The organism is Metabacillus sp. KJ11-3, from assembly GCF_055808295.1.
In genome coordinates, this window is the sequence record NZ_CM147865.1 from 114,930 (window position 1) to 137,115 (window position 22,186).

Here is a 22,186-nt window from a genome sequence, read left to right on the forward strand (position 1 = left end):
TGTTAACCACCTCAAAGCTATTGTAACGATAAATTGCTCATTAGAAAACAAGTATAAAAAAGAATGGAAATAAATCTAACAATAAAAATGAGTATTCGTTATAATTAGATATATTTAGTTATAACTAATTCTAATTAATATAGAAAGGGATCAGATTTTATGAAAAAGTTCTCTCTTTTAATACTTGTATCGATCACCATGTTATATGCGGCAGGATGCACATCTACAGGACAGAATACAGAAGAACCTGAGAGTGTAGACATAACCGTGTCAGCAGCAGTTAGTTTAACGAATGCTTTACATGACATTACAACATCATTTGAAAAAGAATATCCTAACATTAAGGTTACATATAACTTCGGAAGCTCCGGTACATTGCAACAGCAAATTCTGCAGGGAGCACCGGCTGATCTTTTTTTCTCAGCAGCAGAGGATAAGTTTGATGAGCTGATAAGTGAAGGCTTGATTGATGAGAAGAATGGAATCGATTTAGTCGGAAATCAACTTGTATTAATAACTCCCAAACAAGGAGAAAATGATATTCAATCATTTCAAGATCTAGATAAGGTCCAAAAGATTTCGATCGGTACCCCTGAGACAGTTCCTGCCGGAAAGTATGCTCAAGAGATGTTGGAAAATATAGATAAGTGGGATGTGGTTAAGGATAAAATGGTTCCTGCAAAAGACGTAAGACAAGTATTAACATATGTAGAAACAGGGAATGTGGATGCAGGCATTGTGTATCATACAGATGCTTTCATTTCCTCTAAAGTAAATGTGATCGCAACAGGAGAAGAAGGGACACACACGCCAATTGTTTATCCATTAGGCATCCTGAATGAGAGTGACCATCAAAAAGAAGCGAAAGTATTTTATGACTATATGAAATCTGAAAAAGCGTTGGCCATTCTGGAAGAATATGGATTTTTAAATTTAGTAAAATGATCGGAAATGATACGTTTTGGTCACCTGTTAAACTTTCATTAGAAGTTGCTTCTTTTTCACTTTTCATCGTACTCATTGTTGGTATAGTAGCCGCCAAATTCATGGCTAATAACACATTTAAAGGGAAATCAGTTATTGAAACAATCTTGCTATTACCTTTAGTTTTACCTCCTTCTGTTGTTGGGTTTTTATTGATCGTCATATTTGGTACCAGATCATTTTTAGGGCAGGCAATTGAACAACTGTTTTCTCAATCCATCATTTTCTCCTGGTGGGCAGCTGTTATATCTGCGGTAGTTGTTGCTTTTCCCCTTATGTATCAATCAGCTAAAACAGGATTTGAAACAATTGACCGAGATATTGAAGATGCTTCACGAGTAGATGGAGCTAATGAATTTAGGGTTTTCACATTAATCACCCTACCGTTGGCTTCAAATGCTATTATTACCGGAGCCATTTTAAGCTTCGCACGAGCACTTGGTGAATTCGGGGCGACACTTATGTTTGCCGGAAATATCCCTGGTAAAACACAAACCATTCCAACTGCGATCTATGTTGCGATGGATTCGGGAAATATGAAGTTAGCATGGTCATGGGTTTTTGTCATTTTAATCATTTCGTTTAGTATGTTGATTTTGATGAATGTGATAAAAAGACGATATTGAAACTTTCATTTAGTAGTAAAATTTAATAATAAGTGAACTAAAAAAGTATTAACGCTCTTGTTAATACTTTTTTAGTTTATTTACCCTTATGTCATTCTAAATCTACCATATTTTATAAAAAAATAAAAAAGTGAATCTTTTTGCAGGTCTATATTTCTCTAATTAATGAGAGGAGGGAAATGACGTAATGAAACATGATCTACAAACTGTGAAAAGGGCAATTAATGGGGATGCAAGTGCTTTTGAAGAATTGCTTTTTAAAGAAGAAAAAATGCTATATTACAAGGCACTTTCTTACGTTGGCAAAAAAGAAGATGCTTTGGATGCAATTCAAGAAACGACGTACAATGCATTCCTAGGTATCGGGCAATTACGAAATCCGGAGTACTTTTCAACTTGGTTGTTTAGAATTTTAATACGCGAATGTTACAGGCTGTTAAAGGAACGAGACCTTATGATCCCTTATGGTGAGAGAGAGCTGTTGGAGAGATTAGATCGCACACAGGACGTAGAGATAGATTCTTTTCATTTAAGTGAAGCATTATCAAGACTAAGTTCGTCCTATCAAACATCCATTATCTTGTTTTACTATCATGATTTGTCTATTAAGGATATTTCTGTGGTGATGGAAAAACCTGTAAGTACAGTGAAAACGAACTTACGTAGAGCGAGAAAAAAATTGAAACATGAGTTAGAAAGGAGTTATAAATTAAATGAAAAAGTCACATGATCCTTCAGAGGAGTTTCCACAAGATCAAGTTCGAGCAGCCATTCGTTCGGGAATTATTCAGGCTAAAGAGCAAGTAGATACCTTTTCTCCGCGAATGAAGAAAAAGAAAAGAAAAACACTATTTACTTTGTGTAGTGTGGCAGCTGTTTTGGGAATTTTCATTTGCTCCGTATACTATTCTCCAGCTTTGGCAAGCAGTTTGTCTCAAATACCGATTATCGGTTCTGTATTTGGGAACTCTGATCTAATTGGTTTACAAAAAGCTCAAAAAAATGGGTTAACAAGTGAAATTGGGGAGACAGAGACGATCAATGGAATTTCCGTTACACTTGATGAAATTTTATATGATCAGAATAATATTACGATTGGTCTTTTCATTGAATCTGATAAGGAACTTGATGAACTTTATTTTGGTGCTGGAATGGATTTTACGATTAATGGGAAAAATCCTGCTGGTTCCACTGGTAGTTACGGTGAAGATATTTTATCGGCAACATCTCGGACTGCCATTCAAGAAATAAATGTGAGTGAGGAAATGCCGGAAGAGTTTGAACTGGGACTAATCCTTCGTGGAGAGAATGGGGAAAAATGGTTTTTCTCAACTCCTATTGAAAAAATCACCGGCATACAAAAAATTCCTCTCAATCATTCACAGACAGTCGATGGTTTGACTCTTACTGTAACAGAATTTTCTTTTAGTGAAACAGGTGCGAGTATAACCTATGAGAGTTCAGAAAAAGAAACAGATTTTGATTTAAGTCGCGGAGGTAATATAGAATTTAAGGTAGTTGATGAAAATGGAAATGAACTTACAGGTCGATCGGGTGGAGCTACAGGAGAATTGGTTAAGGATAAAATAGAATTCAAGAGTAGTAAGCAATTTGATCCTATCGATCCAAATGTTACTGAATTAACAATTACTCCTTATCTAGTCATTCCGTCAGGCGGAGGAGGAGTGGAAATTGATGAAAATGGCAAGGAAAAAGAGTTAGAATATAAAGGGAATCTTATAAAGCCGGTTGAGTTTGACTCTTTTAAAATAAAAATTCCATAAAAAATAAATCCATAGATAAAAAGAGCTGGTACCAGCTCTTTTTATCTATATATTCCCTAAACTACAGAATGTCCTATTAATTTCTGCCACAATCATGCATGCGAATGTAGTTTAGAAATAAAAGTGTCTGTATAAGAAGGAAATTTCTGTTAATTAAAGAATAATAAATATGATATTGTTTGAGACTTTTATACAAATAAAGGAGCTGTTGTCCAATGTCGTTAAATGTTCAAAAAGTGGATTTACAAAAAGCTGATATTTCCGGATCGAAGTGGTATGAAGTGAATGCTCAAGAGCTGGAGATAGATAATGTGAGTTTAGCAAACACAAAAGCAATGAATGTTAACATGAATAGTATGGCTATTAATGATGTCAATATGGAACATGTAGAAATCTCTAATGCGAATCTAGCTCAAGCGAGAATTACTCATGCTAATTTTAGTCATGCTGTTATTAATCATGTCCATTTATTTGGAACTGAATTTCATCACGTTGTTCTACCAGAGGAAGGCGATAGTAATTATCAGGAAGATGGAGAATACAAACCGGTAACCTTTCATCAATGTGATCTTACGAAAGCGCAAATAAAAAACTGCAACTTATCTAATATGGAAATGACTGATTGTGATATTACAGGGTTAAAAATTAATGGAATCTTAATTGAAGATTTAATGAAGAAACAAGAAAGTTTAACTGAAAAATGATCGGAGGGGTGAAGATGTAAATGAAAAAAGGTGATGATAACAAAATAGAAGATATTACAGGTATAACTTGTATTTACATCCCTGTTAAAGATGTATACGAGTCTATTAAATGGTACCAAAAAAATCTAGGCTGTGAACCTACAAACCATAACCCTATTAAGTCTGGAATGGAAAGATCAATCTTAAGATTTCCAGATAATAAAGGGGATTTTTCTAGTCCGAGTCTAAGGCAAATGGTACCAGCAATTTTCCTAGTAACGGAAAAGAGAGAAGTTGAAACCTTATTGTTTAAAGATGAAGGTAGTAATCAACATCCTATAGCGTGTTTCATTACGCCTCATATCCATGAGATGTATAAACGTTTCAAGGAATATGAAGTAAATATCTTAACAGAAATTCAGGAAAGTCCTTTTGGATCTAATTTTAAATTTTATGATCCAGATGGAAATATGTTGGAAATATGGCAGCCTTAATTAGACAAGGCTAATAGTGAATAAGAAAAGATTCTAAACAATCAAAGAGCTTTTTTGAGGAAAGTAAGTGAAACCTTATTCTTTATTGTTCCGTAAATAAGGAGAAGGGAGTGGGAATTTTGAAAAAAAGTAGTGTATTTATAGGAAGTTTTGTACTGTTGTATATAGTATTTGAAGTTTTAACAGGATTGCTCCAGACAGCTTTTTATACTCCTGATTTATCTTCAATGAACAATATTGTGAGTCAAGAAGTGGTGTTTGGAGAAATTTCAATAATACCATTTTTGTCATCATTATTTGCCGCAACATTAGCTTATATATTGTCTCAAAGAGTATTTACTACCAATAAAATATAGGTTTACTAAAGGGAACAGTAATCCAATAATGATCTTCAACACAATTGCGCTCTATTATAGATTTTTTTAGTTTAAGCAAACTCCTTATAAATAAAAAAGAGGTAGAGCTCCCTTTTAATAGGCGCAATTTTTTCTGTCGTTTTGGCATGTTTCTTATTTTCTAAGTCTTACTGTTTTATATTTAAGCTTTTACATAGATGATGACAATTGTTAACAAAGAGGGGAATATTATGATAAGAAAATATAAACAAACAGATATTGATACTTTGGTCGATATTTGGTACAAAGGTTCATTACAATCACACAGTTTTATTGAACCAAATTACTGGAGATCTCAAATGAGTGAGATGAAAGAAACATATATTCCGATGTCAGAGACATATGTGAAGATTCACCAATCAAGGGTTATAGGCTTTATTTCAATGCTGGACAACTATTTAGCAGCTCTTTTTGTTGATGTATCTTTTCAAAAAAATGGGATTGGAAAAGATTTGTTGCACTTTATACAAGATCAAAGAGAAGTGATCGAATTAAAAGTATATAAGGATAACTCATCTGCACTGCGTTTTTATCTAAATAATGGGTTTTATATCAAAGAGGAACTTACAGATGAGCAGACCGATATGCCGGAGTATTTGATGGAATGGAAAAAATAGCCTGTTTACAAAATGAAGAGCGAAACTCTTAATCTTATAAACAGGTCACAAGAAAAACTACTGTGTAATTAAAGTGAGCCATCTATTATTCTAACTCTTCAGGATTCAACTGTTGCATGTATTGAATATAATCTCCTGTATAAGTACCGCCTCCACCATTACGAAACGTATGATCAAGGTTTATCACTTCTTGGTTACTGTTATATGCCTGCCATTGAAAAAGAAAGGAATGGCTAGATGGCAAGAGCCCTGTTTCTACCGGGTTAAGGTCAGAGCCAATCATTTCCTTCCACTGCGATGGCAGCTCAGCATATCCGTAGCTCTCTTTCCCAACTTCTATCGAGTGTTTCACTTGTATTTTCGGAAAGTAAACCTCCAATTGATTGACACCATTCCCATTGGTGACAGAATAATTTCTCTCAGAAGTTAAATAGATATCCCACTTCTGAACATCATCTTGAGGATGGACATTCCAATAAACATAGGAGTTTCCGTTAGTCGCTACGATTTGAGGACCAGAAGCAGAATCCGCCCCTACACATTCCCATTTTCCAATTCTCCATACCCAAATACTCGAACCATAAGAACCATCTTCGGATAAAAAAGGAACAAAGTAGGTTTTCTCATCAAGTTGGACAATGTCTTGAATCTCCTTTTTAGATGTTGATATTGGAATTTTCTCTATAATCGCTTCTTTTGTATAAAACTCTTGAGGAACGATCAATCTGTAAATAATATACGTACTTACTGCAACAAATCCAACAATAATGACAAGAAGTGCTAGCATCTTTTTTCTCATTCTTCACTTCCCCTTTCCATCAGGAAGGAGGCCGTGTTAGAACGAAAATAGTATTGACGTTCTTCCGTTGTAACAAGTAACCCTTTTCCATCGAATTCTATATATACCTGAATATTTTTCCCTGCTTTTGCTTTCACACCTGTTAACAGGTAAGGAAACTTTTCTTGGGCTTTCTCCGGTTCTTTGTTCTCCTCGGTAGGCCACTTTTGCTCTCTAATTTCTTCATACCACTGAACAACATTCGCATGTTCACGCTCAAAAGAAACTAAAGATTCTTCCAGTTTCGTTATATTAAGGTCAACATCTTTTCCTGACGGATGTATAGATATCAACTCAACTTTGGAAACATCAGCAAGATACGTCTGGATTTCATCTTTCGGATAAATCAATCCTGATAATCCGATTGAAAGTATCGCAGCTCCGAAAAAGATATAGTTCCCAAGAAAGCCTATCCAGGCATATTTTCGATACGCTTGCCAGCGCTCATTTCTTTTTAGTATTCCATATAAAATCCAAACCCCAAGAGGAAGAATAGCTAAAGTAAGAACCTCATCGGATAAAGGAAGGTTAATAGAAAAGGAAAAAAGCCCAGTAAACATAGTGAGTATTAATTTCCAAAGATCTGGCCGTTCCTCGATATGTTGTGCCTTGTATGTACGCCATAACCAAAAGGCAAGGACGATCCAGGAGAGCGTTGTGAACACTGCCTCAATGATATTCAACTCAAAATCCCAGTTAATCTCCAATCATTACACCTCAATATTTGTAAGAAATTTTCCTATGATTCTATTTATTTTATCATGGCGTTCATTTATATATGCTAAGATTATCTAACTTAAATTTCATTTTATAAGAATAAAAACTTCCAACAATCGAGACCGAATTTCATAAAAAGGAGTGTTATAATCAATAAAAAGTATGTGAGGTTTAACATGATAGTAAAACATCAAAATTCAGAGGCTGTTATTATTGTTGTTCATGAGATATATGGGATTAATCTTCATATAGAGGGAGTATGTGAATCACTTTATAAAGCAGGGCACGATGTTATTTGTCCTAATTTGCTAGGAAAAGAGGAAGCTTTTGATTATTCACAGGAGGAAGAAGCTTATAGAAATTTTATGAGCAACATTGGATTTTCTAAAGCTTCAGAGATCATGACTAAATTATTAGTAGAGGTAAAAGACAACTATGAAAAAGTCTTCATTGTTGGTTTTAGTGTAGGGGCAACTATTGCATGGTTGTGCAGTGATAAAGAATTTGTTAGCGGTGTTGTAGGTTATTATGGATCACGAATTCGAGACTTTTTACATGTAGTCCCACTTTGTCCTACCATCCTATATTTTCCTAAAGAAGAGCAATCTTTTGATGTTGATAAATTGATAAGCAGCTTAAAAGAAAAGAAGATACCTGCACATAAATTTAACGGTTATCATGGATTTAGTGATCCATACTCTACAAACTATCATAGTGAATCTTCAAAAACTGCATATAACACGATGATAGACTTTTTAATGAATCATTGATTCTCTTATATATCTATTAATCTATTTAGAATTCAGAGGCTGAATAAAGCATATTAAATTTGATATATTATTTCCGCTATATTCGCAAATATTGTTGCTTAAGGCCATTATTCCAACTCTATAGTGGAATGTAGAGGAAGACACTCGACTCCTGCGGGAGTAGCGGAAAGGCTGAAACCCCTCAGGCGAAAGCCGAGGCTCAGATTCCTCCCTGGCGAATGGAGTGTCTGGAGCGCAATGGAACGAACTAATTATGAACTTCTGACATTGATTCGTTTATAAGAAGTGCTCTCAATCAGATATCGAAGTTCAAATCGGTCTAAGATTCCAGTTTCTTTACTTCCGCAATCAACTCATCAAAATGACTCTGCTGAAACCCAAAATTGCTCACAATTTCTCCATTTTTATCGACTAAATAAAAGCTAGTTGAATGAATCACTTGGTCAGATGATGTCGGCTTTTGGACAAGAGTTTGAAATTCGTCCCTTGCAAATTCCTCAATTTCCTTTTGACTGTAGCCTGTCAGCATATGCCAGTTTGATGAATCACCTGTGAATTTCTCCATAAACGTTTTTAATACATTCGGAGTATCAATCGTTGGATCAACACTGAAGGAAACAAGTTGAACGTCAAGATTTTGACTTTTTAGTTCTTTTTGCAGGGCAGACATGCTTGCTGTGATTGGAGGACAAACTGTTTCACAATTTGTAAAAATAAAGTTTGCGATCCAAATCTTATCTTTTAGGTTTTTGGATCCGAAGGGTTGTTCATTTTGATCTGTATATGTAAAAGATTTCATTTGAAAAGATGGCTCGTCTTTCGCGCTGCATGCCGATAAAAACATACAACATATGATGACGAAAAGGGAAACTTTTTTCATGATGTGTTCTCCTCAGATAATAATGGAATTCGGACAGTTACACCTGTACCGGTTTGATTGTCACTTGTGATCGAAAAGGTGCCGTTATGCAAGGTGACAATTTGCTTGACGATTGAGAGACCTAAGCCTGTGCCACCTGTTGAACGATTTCTTGCTTTATCCGTGCGGAAAAAACGCTCTCCGATTCTTTGAATATCCTCCTTGTCAATCACATGCCCCTTATTAGTAACAGTAAGGACCATCATGTTATGATCTGTCCCTAAATCAATCAATACTTCGCTATGTAAAGGTGAGTATTTGATCGCATTATCAATCACGTTATACAAGACCTGTTCCATCCGTTTAATATCGCCGATGATGATGACATCTTCTTGAACTTTTGCCGAGTATTGGATCTCGTTTTGGGCCAAGCGAATTTTAAAGAGGTCAACCGTATCATACAGCAATTGTGCCATAGCAATAGGTTCTTGTTCTAACACATATAAATTTTCCTCTAAATGACTGAGTTCAATAAGGTCGTGAACAATTTTGTTCAGTCGATCTGTTTCTTTTTCGATCGTTGTTAAATAGCTGTCTGCTTCTTCCTTAGAAGAATATAACTGCTGCTTAAGTGCTTGGGTATAGCCGGCAATATAGGTGAGAGGTGTCCTTAGTTCATGGACAACATTTGAAAGAAACTCCTTTTTTCTTTTTTCCTGCTCTTCCAGTGATGAACTCATAAGATTGAATGCATCGGCCAGTTGTCCAACTTCATCGGAACTTGTTAATGGAAGCCTGCTAGAGTAATTTCCTTTTGCAACCTCTTTGGATAATATCTGCATATCTGTTAAGGGCTTGAAGAGAGAATGCCTAATTCTATTGACGATAATTAACAATAGAATAAAAAAGATTGTTCCAGCTAAAATGAGAATAGGTAAACTTTCTTCAAATACTTCCTGCATCGCGGCTAACGGGAAATAAATATAGACGATTCCGATTAGCTCTGTCTCACTTTGAATAGGAAACATAGCACCAACGATGTTTCGGTCAAATTCTTTTACATAGCCTTCTTTTAAAATATAATTTCCTTGAGATAATGTTTTTTTATCCTCAGAATTTATTAACGACTCACTACCAATTTGATAAGGAAAATACTCTTGAAGCTCATCGAATGTATCAACAACTAAGACTTCATATTCTGATACAATATTAAACCAATGGATCTTTTCGATAATTTCTTCGTTTAAGGACCCATAATGATAATGGGAGGCAGTGTTTTCTCCTTGGAAAATAACAGATTCACGAATGCTGTCCAGGTAAAGATCTTTGTATAAAAAATGCAGAAAGAAAAATGAAAACAAAATGGTACTCGCAATACTTGTTAAAATTAGTAAAAATACTTTTTGACTTAAAGATAATGGTTTCAATTCTACACCTCTAATTTATAGCCTTTTCCCCAAACGGTTTGAATAAGAGTCCCATATTGCTTTAGTTTCAAACGCAGTGTCTTAATATGTGTATCAACTGTTCGTTCACTGCCAGTATAAGAATAACCCCAAATGGATTGTAATAGCTGTTCTCTTGAAAATACTTTTCCGTTATTTGTCGCAAGTAGAAGCAATAGCTCATATTCCTTTATTGTTAAAGAAAGGGATTGGCCATTTATCGTGGCAGAGTGGGAATCTACATCAAATATAAGCGGGCCGATTGCTTTTCTGGAAACAGGTGTAGTGGCCACTTTTGCCCTTCTTAAAACCGATTCGATCCGTGCTAATAATTCACCGGGATGGAACGGCTTCACAATATAGTCATCACCGCCTAATTTTAGCCCATGGATTTTATCCCATTCTTCTCCTTTTGCGGTTAAAAAGATTAGTGGAATGTCATGGATTTTTTTTACTTCATTTGCAAATGTGAACCCGTCCATATAGGGCATCATGACATCGACTAGTAGAAGGTCAGGTATATTGTGTTTGAGTTTGGAAAGTGCATCAATTCCATTTGAGGCTTCTAATACCGAGTATCCTTCTTTTAATAGAAAGGTTTTGACCAGTTGTCTCATTTGGTCTTCATCTTCAATAATCATTATGGTTACACTCATCTGAAGTCCCTCACTTATTTACACTATGATTATCTATCATACATATCATTTTACTTTTAAGTTGTGAAGTTTTTGTGAGTTTTAAAAGAGTCAACTGTTCAGAATATAGTTTTCTTCACAATTCCCACACATTTTTCTTTTATTATGATAGTTAAAGAAAAAAATCATGGAAGAGGAGTTACAGTAGTGATGAAAACAGGAAAGCAAACACAGCCTTCTCTGTATAAGACAGTGTGGAGATGGCATTTTTATGCCGGGCTTCTTATTGCCCCGTTTCTTATTATTCTAGCAGTTACGGGTTCGATTTATTTATATAAACCGGAGATTGAGAATTTTCTCTATAAAGACCTTTATGAGGTAACTCCGCAGGATGAGAAAATTTCTCCAACTGCTCAAATTGAAGAAGTGAAAAAACACTATCCTGATGCGGTTGTAACGACATTTCGACCTGGCGAGTCAGAGAGTCGTTCGAGTGAAGTTGGCATTATGAATCATGATAAATCACTTACCGTTTTTAGTGATCCTTATACAGGAAACGTTATCGGAGAATTGAACAACGAAGATCGAATCATGGATAAAATAGAAGAATTCCATGGTGAATTAATGGCAGGTACAGTTGGTGACCGAATCGTTGAATTAGTAGCATGTTGGGCTGTTATTCTTGTTATTACGGGTTTTTATTTGTGGATGCCTAAGAAAAAATTCACCGTTTCAGGCGTCGTTTTTCCCCGATTTAAAAAGGGCAAAAAGATCCTCGTGAGGGACTTGCATGCTGTGCCAGGATTCTGGATCGCAGCTGGTATGCTGTTCTTAATCATGACAGGCCTGCCTTGGTCAGGATTCTGGGGAGGTCATTTCCAAAACTTCGCCACACAAACAGGTGTAGGATACCCGCCTTCCATTTATTTCGGAAGTGCACCAACTTCAACGATCCAAACTAAGGACATTGCAGACGTACCATGGGCAGCAGAAAACCTGGAAATCCCCTCTTCAGAAGTAGGGGGATTTATCCCAATCCCGATTGATGAAGTGGTTACAGTAGCAGAACGTGAAGGAATTCATCCAAGCTATACGATCTATATGCCAAGTGACCCGACAGGAGTTTATACGTTATCAGCTTATCCACCAAAAGCACAAGATGAGTTAACGATGCATGTGGATCAATATACGGGTGCAGTGTTAACGGACTATCGGTTCGAGAACTATGGACTCATTGGTAAAGTAGTGGCTTTGGGAGTTACTCTTCATAAAGGGACACAGTTTGGCTGGTTCAATCAATTAATGAGTCTCATCATTTGCTGGGGAATAATCTTTGTGGCATGTAGCGGCTATTATTTATGGCTGGTTCGAAAAAAGAAACATGATCTGAGTGCACCTAAAGCACCTAGCGCAAGGAAAGTAAAAGGCTTTTTACTTCTATTAATCATATTAGGAATTATCTTCCCGTTAGTCGGGTTATCAATCATTGTTGTTTGGCTTATTGATTGGCTTTTCATTCAAAGAATCCCAAGATTAAAACAGTTCTTTCATGCATAAGGAAAGGGGAGAGGTCGAATGAGAAAAAGGTTTAGTTATTCAATCGCAGCTTTGTTTGTCATGATCTTAACGGCATGTTCAAATGAACAGGATGTCGTGACATTATATAAACAAGAAAAACCTATTAATCTGAACATTTATATACCGGAAACATTTACTGACAATCAACAAGAGACGATAAAAGTAAAGCTTACGCAAGCAGGAGAGCCGGTGGTAGATGCGGACTATGTCCATTTTGAAATTTGGAATCAAGAAGGTACTGTTCATTATGAAATGGAGCAAGCTAAGAAAGAGAAAAATGGGTTATATAGTATAAGGAAAGATTTTAATGAAGATGGTCTTTATTTTGTACAAGTTCATGCCAGTAACGGCGGGTCCATCATCATGCCGCAAAAGCAATTTGTCGTTGGGAAGTTAACAGAGAATGATGTGGAATTTTTAGATAGTCATGCAAAACCACAGAGTGGTGGGCATGAAGGTCACCATTAAATGAAGTGATACTAAAGACTTATAAAATATTATAAAGGTAAACATGGAATAAGGAAGCGATAATTAAGTTACAAGCCTAGTTCCTATTTGCCTATACTTTTCTTCATTTCTCTCATACTATGAAGTATTTAGAAATGAAGAATGTGAGGTAATTTAGTTATGAACACAAAATATTTACGATGGTCTGAGGTGCCATATGCGGGAGAAGCGAAACAACCTACTAATCCGGTTACCCCTTTGGCAGGATCATGGCCTCTGATTTATTTAAAAAGAGATAGGAACGGAAACTTTCTTACCCCTAACGGAAGGAAAATGAAACTTCCTATCACACATCCCAACCTGATTGACTTCAATAGAGAGTTACTTATCGTTCAAAATACGCTAAAAAAACTTACCCCTAATCAAAAAGAGATTGGGATATATTATGGAACAGGGGTCCCTACCAAACAGTGGACTCCAGTAATCGATCGCTTAATTGATACGTATGGAGTTGGTCCAACAGATGCAGCAAGGATATTAGCTGCTGTACAGGGTGCTGTTAATGACACAATGATCATAGTGTGGAATTTAAAATATCGATGGGATGTAGCAAGGCCAAATCAATATGACCAAGAAATGGGAACATTATTATGCACACCTCGTTTTCCAACTTATCCATCCGGTCATGCCACTATGTCAGGATGTGCACAAGTCGTGCTAAGCTACTTCTTTCCAAAGGAAGCAAAAAAGCTTCGGGAAATAGCAAATGACAATGCTCTTAGTCGTTTGTATGCAGGAGTTCATTTTCCATCAGATAACGATGAAGGACTAAAATTAGGAAGATATATTGGGACAGTTATTGTGAATCACCTAAAAACACAACGTGATAGTGATCAGAAACCCATTGATCAACCATTTAACCGTTTCCTAAATGCAGATATTTTTCCTGACGATTACAATCAGTTTATTCCCTTCGACTTCTCAAATACCTGTACTTCCCTTGTAATGGATGAAAAAGAAACGAGCACAGTTAAAGATAAAAACATCCATGTTCCCAAACCATTAATATATTTATAGGATTGCGTTGAAATGAATGTGAACGTCGTAGATTAAACGAGTACTTGGAACATACCTCCTACTTCCCCCTTAACGAAGGGTAAGTGGGAGGTTGTTTTATTGTAGTTTTCCTTAAAAAGGTCGAGATAAAAAATTTACCCTTGTTCATTTCCGATAACTCCGCTTGTAATAAGGCATTGGAGAGATGTATGAGGTGTATTGGTTATAATTTTATTTTTAGCATAGGCCAAAACGTATAAAGATAAGCGATTTTGCTCCTGATATAGATAATAATATGAATGTATGTACCCGAAAAATTAGATTTTCTCTCTAACCTTTGGGGTACATTAATATTTATAACATGTAGTTACTTTTAGTGGTTTTTGATAAATTTTTTGTCTTATTTTTTATTAAATGAACGAATAAGGCGATTAACGGCAAAGCTGTTCCAATGAGTAATGTTACTTCACTATTAAATTTATAGTATGAGTAACTTCCGATCCAAGAACCAAAGGCTCCTCCCAAAAAGAAAATAGTCATATATAATCCATTAAGTCTGTTTCTTACCTCGGGATTCAAACCAAAGATAACTTTTTGACCTAATAATAAATTTCCTGATACCCCTATATCGATGCTAATTCCGGAGATAAGGACTAACATTACACTCAATAGTGAATGATCTTGAACAAAAAATAAAAGTACAATAGATAATAGTACGAGCGCCATTGATATATTAGTCATTGAAAAAATATAACCTTTATCTGCTATTTTACCAATAGTAGGAGTTAATAAAGCTCCAGCTATTGCAACAAATCCAATTAATGCAATTTCATTATTTGAAAAATGTAATGGTTCAGACCTTAGTAAAATTGGGAGTACTGTCCAATAAAGACTAAATGTTGCAAATAAACATGCGTGATAAAAAGCTCTTTGTTGCAAAGGAGAAGTATTTATTAGTAGCTTCACCATAGAAGCAATTAGATTTGAATATGACATGTTACTATTTGATCCAACTTCATAGTTAGGCAAAAATTTTATAATTAACAGTAATACGACAACTAGCGTTATTAATGAAAATAGAAATACCATTCTCCAGCCGAACCAGTCAGTTATTCCGAGAGATAATGGGCGAGCAATCATAATTCCAATCAATAAACCACTCATCACTTTCCCTACATATTTACCTGTCTCTTCAACAGGCACAATCCTCATGGTTAGTGGAACTAATATTTGAGCCGCACAGGCCCCAATGCCAATTATGGTTGTTAATAGTAAAAAAACCATTCCATTTGTCGAAATAAGAGTGCCAATTAATGAAATAATAGAAAGCCCGATCAGAATAGCAATTATTTTCTTGCTTCTAAATAAGTCAGCCATTGGTACGATAAAAAATAATCCCAATCCATACCCAATTTGGGTTAAAGTAGTGAGCAATCCAGATAAATCAGATGGGATGTTTAGATCTTCTGCAATGAATTGTACAATTGGTTGAGCATAATAAATATTAGTAGCAAGTGAACCGCAACTAATTGCCAAAATGAAAATTAGAAAATTTGTTTTTTTAGTCAATTTTATCATTCCTTTTGTTTATTTTTATTTTGGTACGTTCGTTCCATAATATTTAAAAAAGAAAGACTATAGGTCTGCAATAGTCTTATCCACTAGGTTATAGGCTAGGTTTTTCTCTTTTTTGTATCTGGACATTAAATTAATGCTATGATTTAAACTTAATAAAGAATATGCAACTAATTCAGAATTAGCCTCTTGTGAAATTTCCCCTTTCTCTTTTCCTTCTTCAATGACTTGCTTAAATACTTTTTCAAGTTCATTAAAATCATTTATAAGTATTTCTTCTATGGAAGGATCAATATGTCCAATAAGCAGTGAAGAATTAGTGATAATACAACTTTTTGGATTGTCATCTGAATAGCATTTTTCTATTTGTTGATAAAAAAAGGATTTAAGTGATGCTTTAGTGTTTATACCACTAAAAAGTAAATTTCTTCTTCGATAGCCATAGTTTTTATAATGTTCTAAAACCAGTTTAAATAGTTCATCCTTATCCCCAAAACTATCGTAGAGAGTAGATCGACTTATTCCCATCGTTTCAATAAGATCTGAGATATATGTAGCGTCATAACCTTTCTCCCAGAATAAATACATAGCTTTATTCAAAGCATGTTCTTTGTTAAAACTAATCCTTCTACCCAAGTTACAACACCCCCATTCATATAAATTAGTATAGAGGTTTCGGAACGAAGAGTCCAGAAAAACATATTCTTAATCAAGTCAAGGCAATGATGACTGTTGCTTTTTCAACGGCTTTTCAGATCGTGTTGTATAGTATTTTTGAAGAGATCCAATTAAAGTGGAATATTGATGAGACAACTTTTGCGGATAACGTTAACTTTCCACGTCTCTGCTGCTAAAATCATATGCATGGAGAAGTAAAAACTATTGGAGGAAAGATAATCATAAAAAGGTGAATGAAGTGAAAATACATCATATTTAAAGTAGTTAACGATATATTTTCCTTTATTTAATCTTCAGCAATAGGGCGCCTATCTTGTTAAAAATTGTTGAAATGGATCACTTGTTTTGAAACAATTGGTAATATACAGTATGACAGTTTAACGGAGGAAAAAATTAAGAAGGTTTTGGTGTGATTTTTGAATTCGATAAAAACAAAGTGGAAGGATGATCAAAGATTAATAAAAAGATAGTAAGTGGGTTAATTGCATGTATTGCTTTATTAATTGTCATTCCCTTACCAATTCTTTTTTCATATGAGGAATCAGAAGAATTTGAGGGGTTTCCAGTTCCCAAAACTGCTGAAATGACAACTTATAAAAGTAATCTAGAAGCTTATAACTGGGGAGCAGCTTCAGAAGAAAATGGTCTGCCTTTAAGGTACCGAGCAATCATTAGGCTATGGGGTTGGAATAAAAAAGAGCAAGAAGGTAGTTTAACCGTTTACGAAAAAGATGGCCAAGAAATAGATGTTATTTCACAGACAGACTATTTATCACTTAGCACTTCTAGAAATTGACCTCAAAGCTTTTAACTATCTTTTTTACCTTGTTTAATTGATTTTTTTATTCAACAATCTGGGCAATAGTGAAGACCATTTATTAAAGTCTTTAAGATTATCTTAAAAATTAAGTCTTCTGCTATAAGGCGCAATACTACAGTAAAAGAATTGTGCTTTTTCTTTATGTTAAGGGCCAGGTAGTGAAGTAACTCCTAGTGAAATTTTGAGAGTTTAAATTAATGGAACCGTACAATTCTACATAAAATGTACTGTTTTTTTACAGTTGATATGTTAATTAAACTTTACATTATGTTAAATATACTTACAATATAAATATAGTTAATATTGGAAGGTGACCAAATGGAACTTCAAAATCGTGTGAAAGAGCTACGAGCAAGATTTGATCTAACGCAAGCAATGTTAGCTGAACTTGTAGGGGTCTCTCGTCAAACCATCGCTGCAATTGAAAAAGGGGATTACACACCGTCACTTTTATTAGCCTTAAAGGTTTGTGAAGTATTTAAATCAAAGATGGAAGATGTTTTCTGGCTTAAAGGAAGGAGTGGAGAAAAATGAAGAAAATTTTTCAACCAGCAATATTAAATATTGTGACAATCATTTTATTTGGGTGGGCGCTTGTGATGTTTTATGAGGCACAAATGCAATTTGCAGACATTATAAAGGATCCAGAACCACCATGGGAAATTTCTGTAAATATTTTACCGTTATTAATATTTATTATGATTTGCATCCCAATTTCAATCTATTTTATCGCAAAAGGAAAGAAGAAGCATAAAAGCATGTGGAAAGCTTTTATGCTTCCACCAGAACTTGAAGAAGCGGATGAGAGGGAACAAATGATCACAGCAAAGGCATGTAGAAGTTCTTATATTGCTATGTGGTACACAGCACCGATTGCAGCGGGATTACTGCTTTTTTATCCGTTAATTCAAGAGAATATCCCATACTATCCAATCATTATTCTGTTGTTATTGCCAGTTGTACAAATGATTAGTTACTTTCATTCACTTCATAAAAATCTATAGAAAAAGGGATAAGAGAGCGATTTGAAAATGAAGAGCCTCAATGGAAAACAAAACTAAAAATCAAGAATTAGATGTTTAATGTCAATAAAGTTGTTCCAGAAAAGAGCGCTATTCCAGAGGAATTGCGCTCCTTTACGTGTTAGGACAATATCTTGAATACCATCCAACAAGTAAATTGGATACTTATGTTAGAATATACAGAGAAAATTATGTACCAGGCCGGATCTTGGAATAAACTTATTCAATAATTAAGATATATACGATCTAATCTGGATTAGTTTGTGAATTTTAAAAAGGCGGAAAAAGATGTGGAAATAGAATTACTAAAAACATTCATACTTGCTGCGAAAAAAGAAAACTTTCGAGAAGTTGCAGAAGAATTAATGATGACACAATCAGCTGTTACAAAACAAATTCAAAAACTTGAAAAAGTATTGAGTATTCAATTGTTTGATAGGGTTCACAAACGGGTGAATTTAAATGCAAATGGCCATTATTTTCTACCACGAGCAATTCAGTTAGTAGAGTTTGAAGAACAAATAGTCCTGGAGATGAAAGCATTTCAAGCTGGCTATTCTCAAAAAATTTCTTTAGGGGTAGCTCCACAAATTGCGAATTCCACGCTTCCTTTTATCATTCAGCATTTTAAAAAGTTTCAACCAGATATAATCGTTCAAATTGACATTTTACCATCAAATGAGATAGGTGAAGCTGTTTTCCGTCAACAAATTGATATTGGGCTATCGAAAGTTCCTTCCACTAGAGAGCTACTAACAACGATGATTGCAAATGAACCTGTTATGATTGTAGGTCCTCAACCATTTGCTGCAAAGGATTTTCACTTATTAATAAAAAAATTCCCGATATATACACATGCTTTTTCTCCTTATTGGGAGCAAATTGAAAGTCATTTACCTAGGGATTGCCGAATAGAAAGATTGAACCAAACAGAAGTAATTAAAACTTTTATTAAACAGGGGATGGGTATTGCGTTCTTACCCAAAAGCGTTGTCCAAACAGAAATAGAAAAAAGTGAACTTTTTGCGCAAATTCCTGAAATAGACGATGACATTCTCTCTGCCACATTCGTTTATACTAAATACACCCATCCTATATTTGATCGATTTATAAAAGCATGTATCACTGTATATCAAAAGTGAAAAGCAGCTTAGATCTTTGGAATATCTAAGCTGCTTTGTATTAATGCTTTTGTGCAATGAAACGAATGCGCCAATAATCAGCAACCCAACCATTTTCTTTATAAAGTTGAGGACGTAAAATACATTCAGATTCGCTATGGATTGCTTCTTTTTCTTCATTTGTAAGATTCTTGAACATATTGTTACTGAACATTTCAAGCCAGTTTCGAATACCATCTTCTCCAACTAAAGGTGTTGGTCGTTCATAATGCTCGATTGTTATTATAGTAAAACCAGCGTTGATAAGATGCTCTGCCATTTCTTTTTTTGTTGGAAAAACCCATGGAAATAAAGTGGCATCGTACAAAATTGATAAGCGTTCCGATGCTTCCTTTATGGCATCCACAATAGATTGTATATTATTTGCTCCACCTAATTCGGCGACGAAACGGCCACCAGGAAGAAGAACATCATAACAATTTTGAATGACCTTCTGCTGATTTTTCATCCAGTGAATGGCAGCATTTGAGAACACTGCATGAAATTGAGGGTCAAAAGAAAAATTCTCGCCATTTTGAACGTTAAAGTGGATATCAGGGTACTTTTCTTTTGCAACTTCAATCATAGACAGTGCAGCATCAATACCAGTAACAGTTGCACCTTTTTTTGAAATATCATAAGCTAAATCTCCTGTACCACAACCAACGTCTAAAACATGTTCTCCCTTTTGTGGATTTAAGAAGGAAACAAGGTCCTCACCGAAATTTGAAACAAACTTGTGCTTGTTATCATAAAGTGTCGCATTCCAATCAGTCATTTATACCATCCCCCAAAAGTTGATACATTTAGATTATCATGTCAGATGAATTTCAATCTAATAATTAATTTAATAATAATTGATTCCTATCAGGAATTAACTCATCTTTTATAGTACAGTGAAGTATCTAATATCAAAAATTAAACAACGATATTGTCACTTTACGCATTAGAGGTTAAGAGTTGGTTGCTCCTCCATCCTTTAAAGCAAGGTTCACAAAATGTTCACTTACGAAGGATTTTTATCCTCTCTATAATACAGAGGTATGAACTGAAGGAGGAGCAAAAAATGCCAACAACAAAGAAGGAAAGTATACAATTTGGTTTTATGATGTGTTTTGGAATGGTATTCTTTATGACGATCTATAATGTTTATCTCAATGGAATGATTGGGGAACTTACTCTTATAGAGGGAATTTCTGAGTTTCTTATTGGATTTGTTATTGCATTCATACTTGATTTGTTTATCGTTGGGCCTAATGCCAAAAAATTCGCTTTGAAATTAACGGCTAAGACAAATAATAAGGTATATACAATTCTATCAATTTCTATATGTATGGTGATAGGGATGGCTTTCTTTATGTCTATTTATGGCCTTGTTACAACGTATATTCACAATGGATTTACAGCGAGTACCATTCTGCCTGATTATTTATCTGTATTTGGTAAGAACTTTATGATGGCACTGCCTTTACAGATCCTTATTATGGGACCGCTGGTTCGCTTTTTATTTGTTAAGTATGTTAAATCTACTAAGATCGTAAGTGTATAAAAGTAGAAAAAAGACAGGATCTTTCTTTTAAAAAAGATCCTGTCTTTTTACGTTAGCTTAACGAGTTGACCTTTTCTTTCCTTTGAGTCGTATGGGACCAAACAACGACAGGTATTAGTAAAAGTGAGAGTACAGCTCCAGAAAGAGATAGCGCGGCATAACTGGAATGTGCGACAACCAATCCTGATAACGCACTGCCGGAGGCACCTGATAATGCAACCAACACATCAACAGATCCTTGTGTTTTGGCACGGGTAGTTGGATGTGTGGCATCAACAATAAGGGCTGTTCCACTTATTAAGCCAAAGTTCCAACCAACGCCAAGCAAAATGAGGGCAAAAATAAGTAATCCCATTGAATCGCCAGGTGCAAAAGCAGCCACCAAGCCTGAGAATAATAGCGTGGCACCGGCAGCGATCGCCATAGCCGTGCGTCCCACTTTATCTACTAACACTCCGGTAAAAAGTGAAGGTAGATACATAGCGCCTATATGAAATCCGATGACTAACCCTACTGCTCTGAGCCCGTGACCATAGTGTTCCATATGAATAGGTGTCATCGTCATAATGGCCACCATCACGAGCTGAGTTAACACCATAATGGTTGCACCAACAACGATGCCGCTATTATTTCTGCTCGGGTTATCTAAAGCTTGCTTTTTCTGTATTCGATTCGTTTTTTCCTGTGCCTTCGCTACGGCTGTCGATACAATCAATGGATCCGGACGAAGAAAAATGAAGAGAACGGATCCGGCGAGAATAAAAGCAGCAGCAGCTAAGATAAAGGGACCTGCTAATGGAGGAATACCAATTGATTGTGCAAAATTCCCCATTACATCAACAAGGTTTGGACCTGCTACAGCTCCAAAAGTAGTTGAGACCATTGCCATGCTCACAGCAGTGGCCCTTTGTTTAGGTGTTGCTAAGTCTGTACCTGCATATCTGGCTAATAGATTTGTAGCGGTACCAGCTCCATAGATAAGAAGAGATAAGAATAATAGCAAAATACTGTTAAGTAAAGAGGCCGTGATAATCCCAATGGCTCCAAGACCACCAGCGAAAAAACCTGCTGCAAGTCCTATTCTTCGTCCAAAACGCTGCGAAAGTCGGCCAACTAGCAATGCAGCCCCTGCAGATCCTAATGTGAGCAATGCAACCGGAAGGCCAGCAGCACTTTCTGTACCAAGCATATCCTGGGCTAGAAGGGCACCAACTGTAATCCCTGCAGCAAGCCCTGCTCCACCAAAAATTTGTGACAAGATCACGATTTTTAATGTTTTTTTGTACAGCATTTGTTGTTTCTCAGGTGAATCAATGTATTCCTGCACCCAACTTGGATGCTGTTGTGTTTCTTTTTTCATCCTTTGCACCTCCCCAAAATGCTTCATCCTCATTAGAAAGAGCTCATGAGATGAACAATACATTCATGAGCCCTTACCAATATATTACTGTTAA

Annotated in this window: 26 protein-coding genes; 17 read left to right on the plus strand and 9 right to left on the minus strand. The window is 35.5% G+C overall.

Annotated elements, in window-relative coordinates; translation table 11 throughout:
* Positions 1-159: 159 nt before the first annotated feature.
* The 8 genes from modA to AC0L8O_RS00670 all read left to right on the plus strand — a co-directional run bounded on the left by modA (position 160) and on the right by AC0L8O_RS00670 (position 5,583).
* Complete coding sequence (modA, locus tag AC0L8O_RS00635; protein ID WP_473446172.1) at positions 160-945, plus strand: molybdate ABC transporter substrate-binding protein; 786 nt, start codon at positions 160-162, stop codon at positions 943-945.
* Complete coding sequence (gene modB, locus AC0L8O_RS00640) at positions 942-1,610, plus strand: molybdate ABC transporter permease subunit (RefSeq protein WP_473446173.1); 669 nt, start codon at positions 942-944, stop codon at positions 1,608-1,610. The genes modA and modB overlap by 4 nt, the downstream gene beginning before the upstream one ends.
* A gap of 187 nt (positions 1,611-1,797) precedes the next feature.
* Positions 1,798-2,340 (plus strand): sigma-70 family RNA polymerase sigma factor, encoded by a 543-nt coding sequence (locus AC0L8O_RS00645; RefSeq protein WP_473446175.1) that lies wholly within the window; start codon positions 1,798-1,800, stop codon positions 2,338-2,340.
* A complete protein-coding gene (locus AC0L8O_RS00650) occupies positions 2,324-3,394 on the plus strand; it encodes a DUF4179 domain-containing protein (protein ID WP_473446176.1) in 1,071 nt (356 codons plus the stop codon). Before AC0L8O_RS00645 ends, AC0L8O_RS00650 begins: the two co-directional genes overlap by 17 nt.
* A 215-nt stretch (positions 3,395-3,609) precedes the next feature.
* The gene (locus AC0L8O_RS00655; RefSeq protein WP_473446177.1) at positions 3,610-4,098 is read left to right on the plus strand and encodes a pentapeptide repeat-containing protein; all 489 of its coding nucleotides are present in this window, start codon (positions 3,610-3,612) and stop codon (positions 4,096-4,098) included.
* A gap of 20 nt (positions 4,099-4,118) precedes the next feature.
* Positions 4,119-4,571, plus strand: a complete 453-nt coding sequence (locus AC0L8O_RS00660; RefSeq protein ID WP_473446178.1) for a VOC family protein — start codon at positions 4,119-4,121, stop codon at positions 4,569-4,571.
* A gap of 110 nt (positions 4,572-4,681) precedes the next feature.
* Complete coding sequence (locus AC0L8O_RS00665; protein ID WP_473446179.1) at positions 4,682-4,927, plus strand: hypothetical protein; 246 nt, start codon at positions 4,682-4,684, stop codon at positions 4,925-4,927.
* 230 nt (positions 4,928-5,157) lie between these two features.
* Positions 5,158-5,583, plus strand: coding sequence for an N-acetyltransferase (locus AC0L8O_RS00670; RefSeq protein ID WP_473446180.1), 426 nt, complete (start codon positions 5,158-5,160; stop codon positions 5,581-5,583).
* An 85-nt stretch (positions 5,584-5,668) separates the two neighbouring features.
* Here the strand turns inward: AC0L8O_RS00670 and AC0L8O_RS00675 are convergent, their stop codons facing one another.
* Together AC0L8O_RS00675 and AC0L8O_RS00680 are read right to left on the minus strand one after the other, a co-directional pair.
* Positions 5,669-6,382: a hypothetical protein gene (locus AC0L8O_RS00675; RefSeq protein ID WP_473446181.1), complete on the minus strand. Its 714-nt coding sequence runs from the start codon at positions 6,380-6,382 to the stop codon at positions 5,669-5,671.
* Complete coding sequence (locus AC0L8O_RS00680; protein WP_473446182.1) at positions 6,379-7,128, minus strand: hypothetical protein; 750 nt, start codon at positions 7,126-7,128, stop codon at positions 6,379-6,381. The genes AC0L8O_RS00675 and AC0L8O_RS00680 overlap by 4 nt, the downstream gene beginning before the upstream one ends.
* Positions 7,129-7,314: 186 nt before the next feature.
* Here AC0L8O_RS00680 and AC0L8O_RS00685 point away from each other — a divergent pair, with 186 nt between their 5' ends.
* A complete protein-coding gene (locus AC0L8O_RS00685) occupies positions 7,315-7,908 on the plus strand; it encodes a dienelactone hydrolase family protein (RefSeq protein ID WP_473446183.1) in 594 nt (197 codons plus the stop codon).
* 319 nt (positions 7,909-8,227) lie between these two features.
* On the opposite strand, the gene AC0L8O_RS00690 is transcribed toward AC0L8O_RS00685, so the two are convergent.
* From AC0L8O_RS00690 to AC0L8O_RS00700, 3 genes are read right to left on the minus strand one after another with little or no spacing between them, the layout of a single operon-like run.
* Entirely contained in the window at positions 8,228-8,788 is a 561-nt protein-coding gene (locus AC0L8O_RS00690) for an SCO family protein (RefSeq protein WP_473446184.1), read from the minus strand.
* Positions 8,785-10,194 carry a sensor histidine kinase gene (locus AC0L8O_RS00695; RefSeq protein WP_473446185.1) on the minus strand — a complete coding sequence of 470 codons (1,410 nt, stop codon included), beginning with the start codon at positions 10,192-10,194 and terminating at the stop codon, positions 8,785-8,787. Before AC0L8O_RS00695 ends, AC0L8O_RS00690 begins: the two co-directional genes overlap by 4 nt.
* A gap of 2 nt (positions 10,195-10,196) precedes the next feature.
* Positions 10,197-10,868 carry a response regulator transcription factor gene (locus tag AC0L8O_RS00700; protein WP_473446186.1) on the minus strand — a complete coding sequence of 224 codons (672 nt, stop codon included), beginning with the start codon at positions 10,866-10,868 and terminating at the stop codon, positions 10,197-10,199.
* A 189-nt stretch (positions 10,869-11,057) separates the two neighbouring features.
* Here AC0L8O_RS00700 and AC0L8O_RS00705 point away from each other — a divergent pair, with 189 nt between their 5' ends.
* The 3 genes from AC0L8O_RS00705 to AC0L8O_RS00715 all read left to right on the plus strand — a co-directional run bounded on the left by AC0L8O_RS00705 (position 11,058) and on the right by AC0L8O_RS00715 (position 13,949).
* Positions 11,058-12,404 (plus strand): PepSY-associated TM helix domain-containing protein, encoded by a 1,347-nt coding sequence (locus AC0L8O_RS00705; RefSeq protein ID WP_473448553.1) that lies wholly within the window; start codon positions 11,058-11,060, stop codon positions 12,402-12,404.
* Between the two features lie 18 nt (positions 12,405-12,422).
* The gene (locus AC0L8O_RS00710; protein ID WP_473446187.1) at positions 12,423-12,893 is read left to right on the plus strand and encodes a FixH family protein; all 471 of its coding nucleotides are present in this window, start codon (positions 12,423-12,425) and stop codon (positions 12,891-12,893) included.
* A 159-nt stretch (positions 12,894-13,052) separates the two neighbouring features.
* Positions 13,053-13,949 (plus strand): vanadium-dependent haloperoxidase, encoded by an 897-nt coding sequence (locus tag AC0L8O_RS00715; protein WP_473446188.1) that lies wholly within the window; start codon positions 13,053-13,055, stop codon positions 13,947-13,949.
* A gap of 333 nt (positions 13,950-14,282) precedes the next feature.
* Here the strand turns inward: AC0L8O_RS00715 and AC0L8O_RS00720 are convergent, their stop codons facing one another.
* Positions 14,283-15,506 carry an MFS transporter gene (locus AC0L8O_RS00720; protein ID WP_473446189.1) on the minus strand — a complete coding sequence of 408 codons (1,224 nt, stop codon included), beginning with the start codon at positions 15,504-15,506 and terminating at the stop codon, positions 14,283-14,285.
* Between the two features lie 57 nt (positions 15,507-15,563).
* Positions 15,564-16,139, minus strand: a complete 576-nt coding sequence (locus AC0L8O_RS00725; RefSeq protein ID WP_473446190.1) for a TetR/AcrR family transcriptional regulator — start codon at positions 16,137-16,139, stop codon at positions 15,564-15,566.
* Between the two features lie 625 nt (positions 16,140-16,764).
* Between AC0L8O_RS00725 and AC0L8O_RS00730 the strand changes: the two genes are divergently transcribed.
* The 4 genes from AC0L8O_RS00730 to AC0L8O_RS00745 all read left to right on the plus strand — a co-directional run bounded on the left by AC0L8O_RS00730 (position 16,765) and on the right by AC0L8O_RS00745 (position 19,165).
* A complete protein-coding gene (locus tag AC0L8O_RS00730; RefSeq protein WP_473446191.1) occupies positions 16,765-16,977 on the plus strand; it encodes a hypothetical protein in 213 nt (70 codons plus the stop codon).
* Positions 16,978-17,319: 342 nt separating this feature from the next.
* Positions 17,320-17,535: a helix-turn-helix transcriptional regulator gene (locus AC0L8O_RS00735; RefSeq protein WP_264144203.1), complete on the plus strand. Its 216-nt coding sequence runs from the start codon at positions 17,320-17,322 to the stop codon at positions 17,533-17,535.
* Positions 17,532-18,005: a hypothetical protein gene (locus AC0L8O_RS00740; protein WP_473446193.1), complete on the plus strand. Its 474-nt coding sequence runs from the start codon at positions 17,532-17,534 to the stop codon at positions 18,003-18,005. The genes AC0L8O_RS00735 and AC0L8O_RS00740 overlap by 4 nt, the downstream gene beginning before the upstream one ends.
* Positions 18,006-18,313: 308 nt before the next feature.
* Positions 18,314-19,165 carry a LysR family transcriptional regulator gene (locus AC0L8O_RS00745; protein ID WP_473446194.1) on the plus strand — a complete coding sequence of 284 codons (852 nt, stop codon included), beginning with the start codon at positions 18,314-18,316 and terminating at the stop codon, positions 19,163-19,165.
* Between the two features lie 40 nt (positions 19,166-19,205).
* Here the strand turns inward: AC0L8O_RS00745 and AC0L8O_RS00750 are convergent, their stop codons facing one another.
* Positions 19,206-19,961: a class I SAM-dependent methyltransferase gene (locus tag AC0L8O_RS00750; RefSeq protein WP_473446195.1), complete on the minus strand. Its 756-nt coding sequence runs from the start codon at positions 19,959-19,961 to the stop codon at positions 19,206-19,208.
* Positions 19,962-20,249: 288 nt separating this feature from the next.
* On the opposite strand from AC0L8O_RS00750, the gene AC0L8O_RS00755 reads away from it, so the two are divergent.
* Positions 20,250-20,732, plus strand: coding sequence for a DUF2798 domain-containing protein (locus AC0L8O_RS00755; protein ID WP_473446196.1), 483 nt, complete (start codon positions 20,250-20,252; stop codon positions 20,730-20,732).
* A 52-nt stretch (positions 20,733-20,784) separates the two neighbouring features.
* On the opposite strand, the gene AC0L8O_RS00760 is transcribed toward AC0L8O_RS00755, so the two are convergent.
* Entirely contained in the window at positions 20,785-22,092 is a 1,308-nt protein-coding gene (locus AC0L8O_RS00760; RefSeq protein WP_473446197.1) for an MFS transporter, read from the minus strand.
* Between the last annotated feature and the right edge of the window lie 94 nt (positions 22,093-22,186).

What these genes read in the sequence shown, in the direction of transcription:
- AC0L8O_RS00760 (WP_473446197.1), bottom strand. Translation starts at nt 22,092, where the DNA reads ATGAAAAAAGAAACACAACAGCATCCAAGTTGGGTGCAGGAATACATT.
- AC0L8O_RS00705 (WP_473448553.1), top strand. Translation starts at nt 11,058, where the DNA reads ATGAAAACAGGAAAGCAAACACAGCCTTCTCTGTATAAGACAGTGTGG.
- AC0L8O_RS00675 (WP_473446181.1), bottom strand. Translation starts at nt 6,382, where the DNA reads ATGAGAAAAAAGATGCTAGCACTTCTTGTCATTATTGTTGGATTTGTT.
- AC0L8O_RS00730 (WP_473446191.1), top strand. Translation starts at nt 16,765, where the DNA reads ATGACAACTTATAAAAGTAATCTAGAAGCTTATAACTGGGGAGCAGCT.
- AC0L8O_RS00755 (WP_473446196.1), top strand. Translation starts at nt 20,250, where the DNA reads ATGCCAACAACAAAGAAGGAAAGTATACAATTTGGTTTTATGATGTGT.
- modB (WP_473446173.1), top strand. Translation starts at nt 942, where the DNA reads ATGATCGGAAATGATACGTTTTGGTCACCTGTTAAACTTTCATTAGAA.
- AC0L8O_RS00710 (WP_473446187.1), top strand. Translation starts at nt 12,423, where the DNA reads ATGAGAAAAAGGTTTAGTTATTCAATCGCAGCTTTGTTTGTCATGATC.
- AC0L8O_RS00750 (WP_473446195.1), bottom strand. Translation starts at nt 19,961, where the DNA reads ATGACTGATTGGAATGCGACACTTTATGATAACAAGCACAAGTTTGTT.
- AC0L8O_RS00690 (WP_473446184.1), bottom strand. Translation starts at nt 8,788, where the DNA reads ATGAAAAAAGTTTCCCTTTTCGTCATCATATGTTGTATGTTTTTATCG.
- AC0L8O_RS00650 (WP_473446176.1), top strand. Translation starts at nt 2,324, where the DNA reads ATGAAAAAGTCACATGATCCTTCAGAGGAGTTTCCACAAGATCAAGTT.
- AC0L8O_RS00645 (WP_473446175.1), top strand. Translation starts at nt 1,798, where the DNA reads ATGAAACATGATCTACAAACTGTGAAAAGGGCAATTAATGGGGATGCA.
- AC0L8O_RS00720 (WP_473446189.1), bottom strand. Translation starts at nt 15,506, where the DNA reads ATGATAAAATTGACTAAAAAAACAAATTTTCTAATTTTCATTTTGGCA.
- AC0L8O_RS00735 (WP_264144203.1), top strand. Translation starts at nt 17,320, where the DNA reads ATGGAACTTCAAAATCGTGTGAAAGAGCTACGAGCAAGATTTGATCTA.
- AC0L8O_RS00670 (WP_473446180.1), top strand. Translation starts at nt 5,158, where the DNA reads ATGATAAGAAAATATAAACAAACAGATATTGATACTTTGGTCGATATT.
- AC0L8O_RS00715 (WP_473446188.1), top strand. Translation starts at nt 13,053, where the DNA reads ATGAACACAAAATATTTACGATGGTCTGAGGTGCCATATGCGGGAGAA.
- AC0L8O_RS00655 (WP_473446177.1), top strand. Translation starts at nt 3,610, where the DNA reads ATGTCGTTAAATGTTCAAAAAGTGGATTTACAAAAAGCTGATATTTCC.
- AC0L8O_RS00740 (WP_473446193.1), top strand. Translation starts at nt 17,532, where the DNA reads ATGAAGAAAATTTTTCAACCAGCAATATTAAATATTGTGACAATCATT.
- AC0L8O_RS00685 (WP_473446183.1), top strand. Translation starts at nt 7,315, where the DNA reads ATGATAGTAAAACATCAAAATTCAGAGGCTGTTATTATTGTTGTTCAT.
- modA (WP_473446172.1), top strand. Translation starts at nt 160, where the DNA reads ATGAAAAAGTTCTCTCTTTTAATACTTGTATCGATCACCATGTTATAT.
- AC0L8O_RS00660 (WP_473446178.1), top strand. Translation starts at nt 4,119, where the DNA reads ATGAAAAAAGGTGATGATAACAAAATAGAAGATATTACAGGTATAACT.
- AC0L8O_RS00700 (WP_473446186.1), bottom strand. Translation starts at nt 10,868, where the DNA reads ATGAGTGTAACCATAATGATTATTGAAGATGAAGACCAAATGAGACAA.